The organism is Streptomyces sp. NPDC097640 (assembly GCF_040302705.1).
Lineage (GTDB): Bacteria > Actinomycetota > Actinomycetes > Streptomycetales > Streptomycetaceae > Streptomyces.
Genome location: NZ_JBEOSB010000006.1, coordinates 152734 through 166261, shown reverse-complemented (window position 1 = coordinate 166261; position 13528 = coordinate 152734). Strand labels below are relative to the sequence as shown.

16 protein-coding genes, 5 tRNA genes and 1 pseudogene are annotated in these 13528 nt (G+C 68.8%); 8 read left to right on the top strand and 14 right to left on the bottom strand.

Going from position 1 to position 13528, the window contains the following annotated elements:
* Positions 1–49: 49 nt before the first annotated feature.
* The gene (locus tag ABTY62_RS11390) at positions 50–316 is read left to right on the top strand and encodes a DUF8836 family protein (RefSeq protein ID WP_352129192.1); all 267 of its coding nucleotides are present in this window, start codon (positions 50–52) and stop codon (positions 314–316) included.
* Positions 317–502: 186 nt separating this feature from the next.
* Positions 503–709: a hypothetical protein gene (locus ABTY62_RS11385; protein WP_352129191.1), complete on the top strand. Its 207-nt coding sequence runs from the start codon at positions 503–505 to the stop codon at positions 707–709.
* Positions 710–1029: 320 nt separating this feature from the next.
* On the opposite strand, the gene ABTY62_RS11380 is transcribed toward ABTY62_RS11385, so the two are convergent.
* The 4 genes from ABTY62_RS11380 to ABTY62_RS11365 all read right to left on the bottom strand — a co-directional run bounded on the left by ABTY62_RS11380 (position 1030) and on the right by ABTY62_RS11365 (position 3594).
* Complete coding sequence (locus ABTY62_RS11380; protein WP_352129190.1) at positions 1030–1386, bottom strand: ASCH domain-containing protein; 357 nt, start codon at positions 1384–1386, stop codon at positions 1030–1032.
* Complete coding sequence (locus tag ABTY62_RS11375; protein ID WP_352129189.1) at positions 1383–2498, bottom strand: hypothetical protein; 1116 nt, start codon at positions 2496–2498, stop codon at positions 1383–1385. The genes ABTY62_RS11380 and ABTY62_RS11375 overlap by 4 nt, the downstream gene beginning before the upstream one ends.
* 182 nt (positions 2499–2680) lie before the next feature.
* A complete protein-coding gene (locus tag ABTY62_RS11370) occupies positions 2681–3106 on the bottom strand; it encodes a hypothetical protein (RefSeq protein WP_352129188.1) in 426 nt (141 codons plus the stop codon).
* 47 nt (positions 3107–3153) lie between these two features.
* On the bottom strand, positions 3154–3594 hold the full coding sequence (locus ABTY62_RS11365; protein WP_352129187.1) for an ATP-binding protein: 441 nt from the start codon (positions 3592–3594) through the stop codon (positions 3154–3156).
* A 153-nt stretch (positions 3595–3747) separates the two neighbouring features.
* Between ABTY62_RS11365 and ABTY62_RS11360 the strand changes: the two genes are divergently transcribed.
* Positions 3748–5106, top strand: coding sequence for an NsdA family TPR-like regulatory protein (locus ABTY62_RS11360; protein WP_352129186.1), 1359 nt, complete (start codon positions 3748–3750; stop codon positions 5104–5106).
* A 65-nt stretch (positions 5107–5171) separates the two neighbouring features.
* On the opposite strand, the gene ABTY62_RS11355 is transcribed toward ABTY62_RS11360, so the two are convergent.
* The 3 genes from ABTY62_RS11355 to ABTY62_RS11345 all read right to left on the bottom strand — a co-directional run bounded on the left by ABTY62_RS11355 (position 5172) and on the right by ABTY62_RS11345 (position 6611).
* Positions 5172–5507, bottom strand: a complete 336-nt coding sequence (locus tag ABTY62_RS11355) for a hypothetical protein (protein ID WP_352129185.1) — start codon at positions 5505–5507, stop codon at positions 5172–5174.
* Positions 5504–5761 carry a hypothetical protein gene (locus tag ABTY62_RS11350; protein ID WP_352129184.1) on the bottom strand — a complete coding sequence of 86 codons (258 nt, stop codon included), beginning with the start codon at positions 5759–5761 and terminating at the stop codon, positions 5504–5506. The genes ABTY62_RS11355 and ABTY62_RS11350 overlap by 4 nt, the downstream gene beginning before the upstream one ends.
* A gap of 67 nt (positions 5762–5828) precedes the next feature.
* Positions 5829–6611: a peptidoglycan recognition protein family protein gene (locus ABTY62_RS11345; RefSeq protein WP_352129354.1), complete on the bottom strand. Its 783-nt coding sequence runs from the start codon at positions 6609–6611 to the stop codon at positions 5829–5831.
* Positions 6612–7083: 472 nt separating this feature from the next.
* Between ABTY62_RS11345 and ABTY62_RS11340 the strand changes: the two genes are divergently transcribed.
* Entirely contained in the window at positions 7084–7551 is a 468-nt protein-coding gene (locus tag ABTY62_RS11340) for a hypothetical protein (protein ID WP_352129183.1), read from the top strand.
* 150 nt (positions 7552–7701) lie between these two features.
* On the opposite strand, the gene ABTY62_RS11335 is transcribed toward ABTY62_RS11340, so the two are convergent.
* On the bottom strand, positions 7702–8565 hold the full coding sequence (locus ABTY62_RS11335) for a hypothetical protein (protein WP_352129182.1): 864 nt from the start codon (positions 8563–8565) through the stop codon (positions 7702–7704).
* A 159-nt stretch (positions 8566–8724) separates the two neighbouring features.
* Positions 8725–9638, bottom strand: a pseudogene (locus tag ABTY62_RS11330) (IS982 family transposase).
* Positions 9639–9739: 101 nt separating this feature from the next.
* Here ABTY62_RS11330 and ABTY62_RS11325 point away from each other — a divergent pair.
* Complete coding sequence (locus ABTY62_RS11325; RefSeq protein WP_352129181.1) at positions 9740–10597, top strand: phosphotransferase; 858 nt, start codon at positions 9740–9742, stop codon at positions 10595–10597.
* 71 nt (positions 10598–10668) lie between these two features.
* Complete coding sequence (locus ABTY62_RS11320) at positions 10669–10953, top strand: TFIIB-type zinc ribbon-containing protein (protein ID WP_352129180.1); 285 nt, start codon at positions 10669–10671, stop codon at positions 10951–10953.
* Between the two features lie 54 nt (positions 10954–11007).
* Here ABTY62_RS11320 and ABTY62_RS11315 read toward each other — a convergent pair.
* The 5 genes from ABTY62_RS11315 to ABTY62_RS11295 all read right to left on the bottom strand — a co-directional run bounded on the left by ABTY62_RS11315 (position 11008) and on the right by ABTY62_RS11295 (position 11453).
* Positions 11008–11079, bottom strand: a tRNA-Val gene (locus ABTY62_RS11315).
* 34 nt (positions 11080–11113) lie between these two features.
* A tRNA-Val gene (locus ABTY62_RS11310) sits at positions 11114–11185 on the bottom strand.
* Positions 11186–11208: 23 nt separating this feature from the next.
* A tRNA-Val gene (locus ABTY62_RS11305) sits at positions 11209–11280 on the bottom strand.
* A 1-nt stretch (position 11281) separates the two neighbouring features.
* Positions 11282–11352, bottom strand: a tRNA-Cys gene (locus tag ABTY62_RS11300).
* Between the two features lie 28 nt (positions 11353–11380).
* Positions 11381–11453: transfer RNA gene (locus tag ABTY62_RS11295), tRNA-Gly, on the bottom strand.
* 171 nt (positions 11454–11624) lie between these two features.
* Between ABTY62_RS11295 and ABTY62_RS11290 the strand changes: the two genes are divergently transcribed.
* Both ABTY62_RS11290 and ABTY62_RS11285 read left to right on the top strand, forming a co-directional pair.
* Positions 11625–12683 (top strand): chorismate-binding protein, encoded by a 1059-nt coding sequence (locus tag ABTY62_RS11290; protein WP_352129179.1) that lies wholly within the window; start codon positions 11625–11627, stop codon positions 12681–12683.
* The gene (locus ABTY62_RS11285; protein ID WP_352129178.1) at positions 12680–13507 is read left to right on the top strand and encodes an aminotransferase class IV; all 828 of its coding nucleotides are present in this window, start codon (positions 12680–12682) and stop codon (positions 13505–13507) included. Before ABTY62_RS11290 ends, ABTY62_RS11285 begins: the two co-directional genes overlap by 4 nt.
* The last annotated feature ends 21 nt before the right edge of the window (positions 13508–13528 follow it).

Here is a 13528-nt window from a genome sequence, read left to right as displayed (position 1 = left end):
TCCACGATGCGAGTTCTCAAGGGACCGTCGCAGAAGGGGGATTGAGCCCGTGAAGGGTGATCGTGTGGAGATAGTCGTGGATGCCGGTGACACGACCCGGACGTATGAAGTGGTGGCGACTCGGGCGGGCCGCAGGGTGGAGACCGCGGTGCGGCGAGGCGTGGTGGAAGTGAGCGAAGTCACCCGGAGCGGCACGGCGGTGCGCACCGCCCGCTTCATGGCCAACCGAGTGCTGGCGCTGGTCGAGCAGCCGGTGCCCCGCATCGACGACGGAGAGCGCGAGGAGAGCCCTCACAGGGAGGACCCCAAGTCCTGACTCCGGGTCTCCACCCAGGGGAGTAGTCGCCCGCGCAGGACGTCATCCTCCGGGAGGCCCGGCATCGGTACGAAGGCATGACGCCGTCTCCCGTCCCCGCGCCTAATGTGGTGGTCAAGCGGCGGGCGCAGCACTCGTCCCCCGAGGTCAGACGCTCGCCGCCCCAGATGTGACAGGAGAGGGACGATGGTGGATCCCGCTGGACGGACGACCACCCGGGCGCGCGGACACGGCGCGGCGGATGTGTTCGGCGAACAGCGGACCGGCACGCGTCACCCCCTGGTCGCGGCGGCCATGGTGCTGCCGCTGGCCACTCTCCTGGCCATCGTGTTCGGCGGCTGGGAAGCCGTCGTCACACAGGCGTCGTCCGTGGCGGGAATGCTGGGGCGCTGAGCGCCCCAAGCCCGGGAGAGCGGCCCGGGCGGGGACATCCCGTCATCAACCCCGTGGGGACGGGGGTGCGGCGGACGGCACGAGTGCCCGGACAGCTGGGGAGCTGTTGCGGTGAAACACCCGCAACGGGTGCCGAGCCTCTGACCTGCGAGAGCAGGTTGGGGGCGGCAGTCCGGGCATAGCAAAGGGCCCTGTTCGCACTCGCTGGGGAGCGAGAGCGAACGGGGCCCGCGTGCATGCATGGACCCCGTACCTCGTTCGGAGGACCGGGGCTGTTGGGAACCGCGCCGCCCCGCGGGGGAATGAGGGCGGCGCGGCTGTCAGGAGGCGAGTAGTTCGATCTTGATTGCGAGGGCGCCTAGCGCTTCCTTTTCGGGCGGGTAGATGGTGCGGATGTTCGCGAGCTGTTCCTCGCGGGTCGCCGTCGGGTTGACGTTCGCCGGCCCCTCGCCGTTAAGCAGGGCCTCAAAATCGGGATACTCCGTGACCTGCCTCACGAGCACGTCGCACGTCTCATCTGTGCCCTTGATCCGGAAGCGGATCACATCGCCTGCGGCAAGATCGGCGAGACGCGGGTACTTGACCCGTACCTCGGTCGTCTTCTTGCCCGCGGCGACCAGATCGAAGTATCGCCGGTAGAGGTTCAGCTCGCGGACGCGAGCGGCCGTATCCGTCATGAGGCGGAAATGCTCCTAGCTGCTGGTGCGGTCATCATCCGGCCGAGTTCCCCGGCGGAGTACGAGCGGAAGAAGTGCCGGGGGTCGGAGAGCACGATCTCGGTCGTGTTGAGCAGGCGGTCGATGTACTCGGACAACGACCCGGGCCACTCCCGAGTGTCGAGCATCCAAGGGGCCGCGCCCTCGGGCAAGGGCGCGCGCCCTTCCCGTATGAGCGACTTCGACAGCTTGGCGCCCGTGTCGCTGACGATCTGCGGGCAGAACAGGCGTGCGGGCAACTGCCCGCGAGTGAGGCCGACAGCCTGTAAGGCGCCGTCGACCAGGTGCGAGCCGAACACCCAGTCGCCGCCCTTCACCATCACGTACAGGGTGCCGCGCGCGCCGGTGACGGCGAGTTCCTTCACCAGGTTGCGGTACAGCGTGGCGAGGTCGAGGTACCCCTCGCTGGTCGGGTCGATGGTGACCTCGTACTCGCCGTGGTGCAGGCAGACAGCTGAGATCGTCGCGCGCTCTGCCTCGACGTGCTGCACATGTGTACGCTGCGCGTACTTCTCGGCCCACCCACAGGCGGGCCGCGGACAAGGAACCCGAAGGTGAGCCACGCCCGCGGATGGCGCGAGCCACCATCGGGCGGCGTCCATCCGTGGGAGCACGCGCAGCCACGTGCGGCGGAAGTCCTCGCCGGCCTGCTGCTGGCTGTATGTCTCGACGGAGTACGGCACGTGCAGTCGCTCGGACAGGGCGTTGAACAGCGGGCGGTACAGCTTGTCGACCTGCTCGGCGATGCCCTGCTCGCCGAGCGCCTGTGCGTATGCCCGCTGGTAGCGGTGACCGGTTTTATGGTCGGTGACGATGGCATATGGCGCGTTGTCGAGTGCGCCGAACTGGACCTCGGCAGGTACGCCGAACTTGTCCCGGAGGCGGGTCGCCGTAGCGAATGTGAGGGACTGCACCAGCGACGTGCCGATGTGCGGGGCCCCGTTGATCTGCGTCCCTACGACGAACACAATCCGCTCGGGCGCGGTGTCGAGGACTCGGGGTGTGAGCACGTCCTCGGCACGGCTGAGCGCGTTCGCGAGGACCGTGTTCGGTGATACGGGGTATGTGGTCACCCTGTCTTCCCCCTCGGTAGATGGGCAGGAGTGCGCCGCGGTTGCGGCGGGTGTGCTTCGGCGAGCTGGGGCCGAGCGGCGGTGTCCGGTTCGCTGTGTGCTGTCGGAGCACCTTGTACGCTCGGCCCCAGGGCCGGCCCGGGGTCCAATCCACCTCGGGGCGGCCCGTCCGTTGTGGTCGATCAGAAGCGGCGGCGGGCGAAGGTGCTCCCCCACATGACCTGACCGCGGGCGAGGCTGGCGCGTACGTGCGCGTCGGTTTCGGCCTGGTCGGCGGCCAGTGCGAGCGGGGCGATCACCAGACAGACACGGCACAGGGCTCCGTGCGCGACCAGGGCTAACCAGTCCCGTGACGGCGGGGGGATCGTCATTACGTACTGATCGTGGCCGTAGTCCAGTGCGGCGCACCCGCGGCGGATCGTGAGCCGTGCGCCGATCACGGGCGGCTCTTTATCGCCGGGGCCAAGGTGCAGCGCGGTTGCGAGGCGCCGCATTCCGTCTTCGACGGTCTCAGCAGACTCGTTCTGTCGGCGTGGTCCGGGGTGTGTGATGAGCAACTGGGCGAGGGCGAACCCGTCGGCGCGGTGAATGCCGGTCGCGGCGGCCACTGTGGCGACGAACCCGGGGCCCGGGGGAACGTCGAGATGCGGGGCAGTCACGATGCCTTCACCTCCGCCCATACGACCTTTCCGGGCGGGGCATCGGTGACTCCCCACGCCGTGCACAGGGCGTCGAGGATGATCAGGCCGCGTCCACGGTCGCGGTCGTGCGACTTGGGGCGCGGGTGGGGATGGCGTCTCACAGGGTCTTGTACCTCCACTTTGGTGCGGGTGTCGTCGGCGTCGAGCGTGACTCGTATCGAGTCGCCGGGTTCCGTGCCGTACCTGATTGAGTTGGTGACCATCTCGCAGGCCACCAGCACGACGGTTTCGAGGTAGTCGTCGGATGCGTCCGGCACGTGGTACCGGATGAACTCGCGTACGAACTCGCGTGCCGCGCCGGCCGATTCGGGGGCGCCCTCCAACAGCAGTACCGGTGGGGGGCCGCCGGGTGGGGCGCAGCAGACGGGAGCGGTGTCCCGTCGTCGTTCGATCATGTGTCTCCCCTTACGGGCGGACAGTCGCGGCCCGGGTCGCGGGCCGGATGGTTCCTCCGACTAGGCAACACGCGTGGTGAAAGTCGGGGTACCGTCTTGGGGGGTGTCGAAGGGTGTCGCTTCGACTACCCGTCGTCGCAGAAGGGTCTGAACATGAAGACGCCGAACGACAAGCTCGAACAGTGGTTAGACCGGTCGGGCATGAGCCGCGGAGAGTTGGCGCGGCGCGTGAAAACCAAGGCGGCCCAGTGGAACCAGCCGCATATTTCACCGGACGCGACGCGTGTTCGCTGCTGGCTTCAAGGTGAGACGCCGCGTGCACCGATTCCGGACATCCTTGCGGGCGTGTTCTCGGATCACTTCAGTTTTCGGGTCACGACGTACGATCTCGGGCTCGGGGACAGCGGCGCCGCCGACGCTGCGCTCGTTTACAACTCCTCGTACGCGGCTACGGTGGAAGTCGTCGCAGACCTGGGGAGAGCTGACGTGGACCGACGCAAGTTCCTTGCAGCCGCGCCGTTTGCGGCCGTCGCGGGGGTCGGTCCCTCGCGGGACTGGCTGTTGAACACCCTTGATCAGGAACCCGAACCGAGTCCGGGCCCGCGGGTGCGTCTTGAGGACGTGACCGCGGTGAAGAATATGTTCACGACCTTTCAGCGCATGGATATTTTCCAGGGCGGAGGGTCGGGCCGGATGGTACTCGCCGACTACATGAACGCCCACGTCTACCCGCTATTGCGCCGCGCCCATAGCGACGACGTGCGCCGCGCGCTGTGCGAAGCGGCGGCAGAGCAGACGTACCTCTTGGGCTGGATGGCCTACGACAACGGCGAGCACAGTGTCGCGCAGCGCTACTTGATCCAGTCGCTACGCCTTGCCGAGGAGTCGCGGAACCCGGCGCTCGGCGCGCACGTCCTCGCGGGCATGGCCGATCAAACGACGCTGCTCGGGAATCCGGCCGAGGGGAGGCGCCTCGCGCAGGCTGGTCGGCAAGGGCTGTCGCGAGCCACGTCGCCGGCCTGCATGGCTGACTTGTGGTGCCTCGAGGCGCGGGCGCTCGCGCTGCTCGGCGAGAAGTCGGCAGCAGCGCACGCGGTCGCCCAGTCGGAACGGGCGTACGAACACGTCAACCTCGATAAGGAACCGGACTGGGCGGCCTTCATCGATCCGGCGTACCTGCACGGGGAGCACGCAAACACCTTCCGCGATCTGGGCGACGCCGCGGCGGCCGAGGAACACGCCCGCCGGTCCATCGGGCACGCGCACATGCAGAAGCGCGCCCGCCGGGGCGCGATGTCGCAAGCTGCCCTTGCCGTATCCCACCTGCAACGGCGCGACCTCGAGGCCGCGTACTCCGCGGGTCTGCGGACGCTGAAGCTGTCGGGACTGGTCAAGTCGTCGCGGGCGGTCGAGGCGGTCGAGGATCTACAGCGGCGCATGCAGCCGTTCGGCGGGCATCGGCTCGTCGCTGACTTCAACGAGCGGGCCCGCGAGCTGGTCGCCGCGGCATAGGGCTCCGGAACGCACAGACACGCCCCCTGCGCGGCCGTGAGCGGCCGTACGGGGGGCGTGTCGTGTCATCGGCTGAGCTGCCACAGGGACAGCAGCAGGCCGTACAGGGCGACCAGGGCGGCGACGGACGGGAGCGGCCAGCGTGCGCGCTCGAGGGCGTCGAGGCGGCCGTCGCTGCGCTTCTGGCCCTCGGTCTCGCCGCGCTCGAGGGTGTCGAGGCGTGCGTCGTGGGCGTCGAGACGTCGGGCGTGCTCCTTCTGTGTTTCGTCGCTCTGGTCGTGGCGCTGCACCAGCAGGGCGAGGGCGCCGTCGGTGCGGGTGAACCCGACCTCGATGGTTCGCCGGATGCGCTCGAGCTCGAGGGCGACCGCGGCCGGATCGTTGGGCGAGGGCTCGGTCACTCGGTGCCGTCCCCGGTGTCGGGGAGGCCGATGCCGAGTCGGTCGAGCAGCTGCTCGACGGCGCGCGTGGCCATGATGCGGGCGACGATGCCCGCCGCGGCGGCGGCCGATCCGGCGGCGGCGACCAGCCATGGGGCGGCGACGGCAAGAGCGTCGTTATCGGCGATCACGGCGGCGAGGGCGGGCAGTACGGCGGCGACAGCGAGCAGGGTCTGTATCGCGGTGCGAATGGCGCGCTTGGTCTTGTCGCTCATGAGTGGGGGTGTCTCCCATCGTGCGGGGGGCGCCCCGAGGCGCGGTACCGGCGGGGCGGGCGAGGGCCTACTTGTCGTAGGCGAGGCGGAACAGGGCGGACCAGCCCTTCGGGCCGATCGCCGGGTCGTTGGGCTTGCCCTTGGCGCGGTACTGCGGGTGCGCGTTGTGGAACTTGATGACGGCGGCCTGAGTCTGGGGCCCGTAGTTGTCGGCCTCTTTCACGCCCTTGGGCATGTAGCCGGCGGCCTTGAGCGCGCGCTGAAGGGTGCGCGCGCACGGCTCGGCCTTGTTCGGGGCGAGGCCGGTCGGGAACTTCGGCGGCGTGTAGGTGCTGGGGTCGTCGTCGCTCGGAGCGGTTCCGCCGGCGAGCTTCCTCGCCCGGCGGACGATCTCGGCGAGCTGGGCGACAACGTGCGAGCCGGGGCATGACGTGTGCCCGCCCCACGCGCTACCGCCCATCGCGTGATAGCCGAGGCCGCGCCCGCTGGGGCCGTTGGCGACCTGAAGCGGCACGCTGTAGGTCTTGTGGGTCCACGCCAGTACCTCGGCGCATCGGTCGAGCTGGTCGTCGGTGAGGGCATCGCCCCCGCGGCCCTCGTTCTCGACAGACAGCCATGTACGGTTTCCGTCGGCCTGGGCCCACGCGCGGTCGGCGGTGTCGACCCACTGACACAGGTCGCCGGCGCGGCTGGTGCCGAAGTGCGCGGACGCCTTCGCCTTGAGGTCGCGGAACCACGAATCGGTACCGGCGTAGCTGCCATCCATGATGTGGACGACGACGCCGCGTACGTCGTCCTGTCCGCCCTTGGTGAAGTTGACGGGGATCGGGCGCCACTTGGCGCCGGGCATGCGTGTCACGGGGAACTCCAGACATGAGAAAACGCCCGCGGCGCGGTGCCGGGGCGTACGGGTGTGGAGGCGGGGTGGCCTAGGGCGCGTATCGGGCCGTGATCAACTGACGGTCCCGGGTGAGGTCCTTGATCCACATCATCGAGGCGCGCAGGTGGAGACTGGCGAGGTAGCTGTCCGGGGACCCGATATGCGCCCTAGAATCATGGCGTTAGGGGTAGGACACCGGTGCGTAGCGCCGGCACAGCACGCCGTAGGGCTCTCTTGACCGCCACGATACGGGGCGACCAGTATGAGTCAAAGAGTCACGGGTGGGGAAGCGGCGCTTTTGCCTCAGCCATGGAACTGCAATAACCAATCACAGTCGGCCCGAAACAGCTCGACTGGCCTGGCGTGTAACCACTCTGACGGAACCGTCGAGGTCCGGCGGTATGCGAGTTTCGGTTCTCAACCTGAACGAGAGGGAAACTGAATGACTTCCAGTGAGATCGCAAACATTTCCGAGGCTGAGTGGGAGGACCTCGTCGCCTTGACCGGACGGCCTGTTGACGAGATCAAGGCAGCTCTGGAAGCCGCGGACGAGTCCGCGGATTCCTTCGTTGACCCGCTGGAGCTGGTGAAGAAGGAATATGAGTTCCCGGTTATTCCGGGTGTTCTGACCTTCAAGGTCTCGGCGGAGTTTACTAGCGGCGACGACTGGAAGGCCGATGTAACTTTTAAAATCCAGGTCTTCGGCGAAGAGGTCTACTCCCAGGATTTCCGTGACTTCTCGAAGGAGAAGAAGGTCGTTCACGTCAAGCCGGGGACATCCCTCGTCCATGCCGATGTGGAATTCGGCTTCTATAGCGAACGTTACTGCTTCGGCCTGAGCGGTGAGGTGAAGGTGGTCGGGCTGAACAAGAAGGAGTTCGATTTCGAGGACCTGTTCTGCATCTATTAGGGCGCGTATCGGGTCCCCGGACAGCTACCTCGCCAGTCTCCACCTGCGCGCCTCGATGATGTGGATCAAGGACCTCACCCGGACCACCAATTGATCACGACCCGATACGCGCCCTAGATGATCGATTCCAAGGGGTAGGTGCTCGATGGGTCAGTGAGCAAGAGGTGTGAAGTGGTGGACATCCATGTGGCTCGTGGGAAATCCAAATTGCAGGTCCGTGAGCATGCGCAGGATGAACTCACCAACACCGCAGTCGAACTGCTCCCAATTATCGAAGTCATGCTGCACGAGCACCGGCCAGTCGTCAGGGCTGGCTGCCCCCGTCTGCCAGACGAAGCGGATCTCCTGCTCCGACGCCGCCCAGCGCAGCAGCCCATGTCGCGCCGGGTAGACGGCGTGTGGTCGCCACATTTCAACGGCGTGCACCGCATCACCCTTGGACCAGTCCACGAGGTCCATGCCAAGCACACCGGGAACGAGCAGATCAAGGTAGTCATCGAAGCCGCCGGCGCCGAACAGATCAACGATCTCCTTGTAGTCGCTCGGCAACGACGTGCCGAGGGCAGCCTCGGTTGCGGGCCAGTCGACGGCCGGTTTACGCATCGGTTCCCAGCCGACGACGACGCGCAGCTTCTCGGCCCAGGAGGCACCCTCCGGGAACCCGGTGGCCGCCGGGTTCTCACGATGGGCGACAACGATGACCGAACGTGTTCCCTCCGGGGAGGCAACCTGGCCGCACCCGATCCAGTAGGACCAGTAGGCCCACCCCCGCATTTCCAGCAGTTCCTCCCCGAACGGCTCGGTGAGCGGCAACCCGGTGCGCTCGGTGAGCGACGGGTCGGTGAAACCACCCGCAGCGAGATTCCGGGGCCGACCCGCCAGCCGACCGACTTCGGCGATGAGCTCCGCCAAGCTCGTACCGCCCGGCGCATCGAAGATGGTCGGAGCATCGCGAGCAGGCGAAGCCTGGTCGATCATCTTCCAGACACTGGCGACGCGTTCGGAATGTCCCATGGGTGTCAGTCAACCGCATGCCGCCGACATACCACGGCGGCATGGCCTTGCCGGTGGCGTTGAAACTCCGGCAGTCGACGATCCCATGCTCGTTGTCCGCTGGTAACGAAGGTCAGCCGCTACCACCTCATCCACCACCGAGCGTCTGTGCCCTCCGCGTCAGTGATCGAACCCGGTCAGCGAGCGGAGGGTGTCTTGTCCAGTGTGGTCGTTGTGCCAGACCGCGGCGGTCAGGGCGAGAATGCGTTGCATGACGCGGCGATGACGCCCCCAGGCGTGCGCCCTCGGTGCTGTTCGAGATTGAGCTGCCCCTTGAGCGTCTCGTTGATCGACTCGATGACTTGCCGCAAGGGCTTGAACAGGGATCCGCCGGGTCGTTGTCGTTCGCCCTTGCGGGTCGGTCGCAGCAACTGGATTCCGTGCTGGACAAGTTCGTGTTCGAAGGCGCGGCCGGAGTAGTTCTTGTCACCGATCAGTGTCTGCCCGGGCCGGCCTTGGAGGAGGTCCGGTTCGGCGGCGAAGAGGTCGAGGAGGGTTTCGCGTTCGTCGGCTTTGGCCCCGGTCAAAGCGAAGGTGACGGGTAGACCCTGAAGGGTGCATATGAGGTGCAGGCGCAGGCCCCAGAAGAAGCGGCTGTGGCTGGCGCAGTAGCCGTACTGGGCCCATCCGGCCAGGTTGGAGCGTTTGACGGTCTCGCGTGAGCGACCGCACTCCACGGGAGTGGAGTCCACGAGCCATACGTCGTCGCTCCACACCGAGGTGCTGGTGGCCAGGATCCGGGCAACTCGACGAAGCAGACTGGTGGCCTTGCGCAGTCGCTTGTTGTAGCCGGGTTGCTGCGGCAGGTACGGGAAGAGGTGCCGCAGGTGGGCCCGGGCATGCCGGAGCCACCTGGCCTCGGAGGTGAAGCCGAGCACAGCCTGCATCACTGCAAGGGTGACCAGTTCGGCATCACTCAGGCGAGGCGCGATGCCGACCGTCGGGCGCCACGGCGCAAGGTCCGGACGCTCCTTCAGTAGATCTTCGGTCGTCGCATAGGGAGCTGTCGCGAGGGTGTCCAGATCGTTCGCCATATAACGATCTTGAATGCCCTCGTTCTCACCACCGCAGGCACCCCTTGGAATCGATCATCTAGGATCCGGGAGAGTCACCACGCCGTACCGGATGGAGAGCCGTGAGCGGAATCGTCTCGCAGCTGGTTGACGTCGTCGGTCGGGGGGAGGCCGTCGTGTTGGCGGACCGGGACGACGGCACCGTCGTGCGGCGCGGTCCGGTCGTGGCCAAGGCGCACGCCCCCGGCGTGGATCCGGGGGAGCTGGCCGTCAGGGTGGGGGTCGCTGCTCGGTGTGAGGGCGTCCTGCTTCCGCCGCTGCGGGGGCCCGAGGTCCTGCCCGGCGGGCGGATGGTGACGGTGTGGCCGTATGGGGAGCCGGTGTCACCGGAGGAGCCGGAGGCCGCCCCGTGGGCGGAGGCCGGCGCGCTGCTGGCACGGCTGCACGCGGTGGCTCCTGGGGCGCTGCCGCCGATGCGCGGGCCAGCCAAGGCCGCCCGCGCCGTGGCCCGGCTGCGCGCGGTGGACGGAGGCGGGGCGGCGGCCGAGGCCGTGCTGCGGGCCTGGGCCGCGCTGCCGGGCTGGGCGCGGGGCGAGGACGTGGCCCCGGAGGGCGCGCTGTGCCATGGCGATTTCCATCTGGGCCAGTTGGTGAGGCGCGCCACGGGCTGGCTGCTGATCGACGTGGACGACCTCGGCCTCGGCGACCCCGCGTGGGACCTCGCGCGCCCCGCCGCCTGGTACGCCGCCGGGCTGCTCGCCCCGGAGGACTGGGCGCGCTTCCTGGAGGCGTACCGCGCGGCGGGTGGTTCGGCGGTGCGGGGCTGCCAAGAGGACCCGTGGGCGCGGCTCGATGTGCCCGCACGCGCGCTGACCGTGCAGATGTCGGCGCTGGCGCTCGCCAAGGGGCGTCCGTTGGACGAGGCCCAGGAGGCCATGGTGGAGTCCTGTGTCCGCATCGCCCGGCTTGCCGCGGCGTAGGGTGAAGTCAACGCCGCCGGACGGCTGTTCCGGCAGCGCTTTTGTCTGATTGCTGAGGAGTTGAGCGGACCATGCAGTGTCCCAAGTGCCATGCGCCGATGCACACGTACAACCGCAACGGCGTCCAGATCGAGCAGTGCAGCGGCTGCCGGGGGATCTTTCTGGACTACGGGGAGCTGGAGGCGCTGACCCGGCTCGAGTCGCAGTGGACCACGCAGGCCCCGCCCGCGCCGCAGGCCCCGCCCGCCCCTCAGGCGTACCCGGCCTCGCCCGCCTGGGGTGCCCCGCAGCATGGCCACCACGGCCACCACGGTCATCACAAGCGTGGCTTCGGCCACATGCTCTTCTCTTCCTGAGCGCGCATACGACTGAGGGCCGGGGCGAGATGCCCCGGCCCTCGGCCGATCATGTGGACGATACTGGGATTGAACCAGTGACCTCTTCCGTGTCAGGGAAGCGCTCTCCCGCTGAGCTAATCGTCCCGGGCACCGCGATGAAGATCGCGATGCCGTGGTGTGCGCGATACTGGGATTGAACCAGTGACCTCTTCCGTGTCAGGGAAGCGCTCTCCCGCTGAGCTAATCGCGCGGGCGGGCCCGTGAGGACCCGAGTGGACGATACTGGGATTGAACCAGTGACCTCTTCCGTGTCAGGGAAGCGCTCTCCCGCTGAGCTAATCGTCCGAGGTGGAGACGGGATTTGAACCCGTGTAGACGGCTTTGCAGGCCGTTGCCTCGCCTCTCGGCCACTCCACCAGACGCAGGGGCCGAAACCCCCACTCCGAGCGGACGACGAGATTCGAACTCGCGACCCTCACCTTGGCAAGGTGATGCTCTACCAACTGAGCCACGTCCGCAGGTGTCGTTTCTCCGGGGCGCTCCCGCGTCCCGGCGACGTGTTGAACTCTAGCGGATTCCCGGGCCAGCTCAAATTCCGTTTGCGCACCGTGCTCCCTCCGTTTCCGCAGCGTGCCGCCGTGAACGACCTCCCGCCGCACCGCCGGGGCGCCCGCCATACACTCGCAACCGTGTACGACCTGCCCCCTCTCGCCCGCTTCGGCGGCCTCCTCGCCACCGATCTGCGCGAGGTGACGAGCGATCCCGCGGCCCTGGACTCCAGGGGTTTCTGGGCGGTGGTCGCGGACTTCGAGGGCGGTCTGGTGTGCGCGCGCTTCGGGGACGTCAGGCCCGATCCGGTGCCGGACCCGGTGCCCGGCCGCTGGCGCGGTCCCGCTCCGGCGGACTGGACCTCGTCGCTGGACCGCGCCGCGTACACCGAGGGCGTACGGCGGATCCGGCGGCGCATCGCGACGGGCGAGGTGTACCAGGCGAACCTGTGCCGGGTGCTGTCCGCGCCGCTGCCCGAGCCCGGCCGGGCCGACGTGGACGCGCTGAGCGCGCTGCTGGCGCTGGGCAACCCCGCCCCGTACGCCGGCACCGTCCGTCTGCCCGCTCGGGGCGTGGAGGTCGCCACGGCCTCGCCCGAGCTCTTTCTGCGGCGGGACGGGCGGGTCGTCGAGTCCGGCCCGATCAAGGGCACCGGGCGCGAGGCGGCGGACCTGCTGGAGAAGGACCACGCCGAGAACGTGATGATCGTGGACCTGGTCCGCAACGACCTGGGGCGGGTCTGCGTCCCCGGGTCGGTGACGGTCCCCGCGCTCTGCTCCGTCGAGCCGCACCCCGGGCTGGTGCACCTCGTCTCCACGGTGCGCGGGGAGCTGGCGGAGGGCGCGGGCTGGCCGGAGCTGCTCGCGGCGGCGTTTCCGCCCGGGTCGGTCACCGGGGCGCCCAAGTCCAGTGCGCTGCGCATCATCGAGGAGCTGGAGACCGCGCCCCGCGGCCCGTACTGCGGCGGTGTCGGCTGGGTGGACGCCGACCGCGGCACCGGCGAGCTGGCGGTGGGGATACGCACCTTCTGGATCGACCGCGGGGCCGTCGGCGGCCCCGCGCTGCGCTTCGGCACCGGGGCGGGCATCACCTGGGGCTCCGACCCGGAGCGCGAATGGGACGAAACCGAACTCAAGGCCGCCCGGCTGCTCGAGGTAGCGTCGGGGGCACATCAGCCGACGGGAGGCACCGCACGATGACACTCGCCATCTGGCTCGACGGTTCGCTGCGTGAGGCGGACAGCGCGCGGGTGTCCGTCTTCGACCATGGGCTGACGGTCGGCGACGGCGTCTTCGAGACGGTCAAGGCGGTGGACGGGCGGGCCTTCGCGCTCACCCGCCATCTGCACCGGCTGGCCGGCTCGGCCCGCGGCCTGGGGCTGCCGGCCCCGGACCTGGACGAGGTGCGGCGGGGCTGCGAGGCGGTACTGGACGCCAACGCGGTGCCGCTGGGGCGGCTGCGGATCACCTATACGGGAGGGGTCTCACCGCTCGGCTCCGACCGGGGCACGGCGGGACCCACGCTGGTCGTCGCGGTCGTCGAGACCGAGCGGCGGCCCGATACGACGGCGGTGGTCACCGTCCCGTGGACCCGCAACGAACGCGGGGCGCTGGCGGGCCTGAAGACCACCTCGTACGGCGAGAACGTGGTGGCGCTCGCCCGGGCGCGGGAGCACGGCGCGAGCGAGGCGCTGTTCGGCAACACCGTGGGGCGGCTGTGCGAGGGCACCGGCACCAATGTCTTCGTGGTCCTCGACGGGGAGCTGCACACCCCGCCGCTGGCCTCCGGCTGCCTCGCGGGCATCACCCGGCAGCTGGTGATCGACTGGGTGGGGGCGAAGGAGACCGATCTGCCCTTCGACGTTTTGGAGCGGGCGGAGGAGATCTTCCTGACCTCCACCACCCGGGACGTCCAGGCCGTGCACCGGCTGGACGAGCGGCCGCTGCCGGGCGCGCCGGGCCCGGTGACCGCGGAGGCGATGCGGATCTTCACCGAGCGGGCGGCCGACGACCTCGATCCCTGAGGGCGGTTCGCCGCGAAAACC

Bases quoted from the DNA above. Each gene is read 5' to 3' on its own strand.
- ABTY62_RS11345 (WP_352129354.1), bottom strand. From the start codon at position 6,611: ATGCCCGGCGCCAAGTGGCGCCCGATCCCCGTCAACTTCACCAAGGGC.
- ABTY62_RS11380 (WP_352129190.1), bottom strand. From the start codon at position 1,386: ATGACGGATACGGCCGCTCGCGTCCGCGAGCTGAACCTCTACCGGCGA.
- ABTY62_RS11365 (WP_352129187.1), bottom strand. From the start codon at position 3,594: ATGATCGAACGACGACGGGACACCGCTCCCGTCTGCTGCGCCCCACCC.
- ABTY62_RS11320 (WP_352129180.1), top strand. From the start codon at position 10,669: ATGCAGTGTCCCAAGTGCCATGCGCCGATGCACACGTACAACCGCAAC.
- ABTY62_RS11285 (WP_352129178.1), top strand. From the start codon at position 12,680: ATGACACTCGCCATCTGGCTCGACGGTTCGCTGCGTGAGGCGGACAGC.
- ABTY62_RS11385 (WP_352129191.1), top strand. From the start codon at position 503: ATGGTGGATCCCGCTGGACGGACGACCACCCGGGCGCGCGGACACGGC.
- ABTY62_RS11335 (WP_352129182.1), bottom strand. From the start codon at position 8,565: ATGGGACATTCCGAACGCGTCGCCAGTGTCTGGAAGATGATCGACCAG.
- ABTY62_RS11350 (WP_352129184.1), bottom strand. From the start codon at position 5,761: ATGAGCGACAAGACCAAGCGCGCCATTCGCACCGCGATACAGACCCTG.
- ABTY62_RS11360 (WP_352129186.1), top strand. From the start codon at position 3,748: ATGAAGACGCCGAACGACAAGCTCGAACAGTGGTTAGACCGGTCGGGC.
- ABTY62_RS11340 (WP_352129183.1), top strand. From the start codon at position 7,084: ATGACTTCCAGTGAGATCGCAAACATTTCCGAGGCTGAGTGGGAGGAC.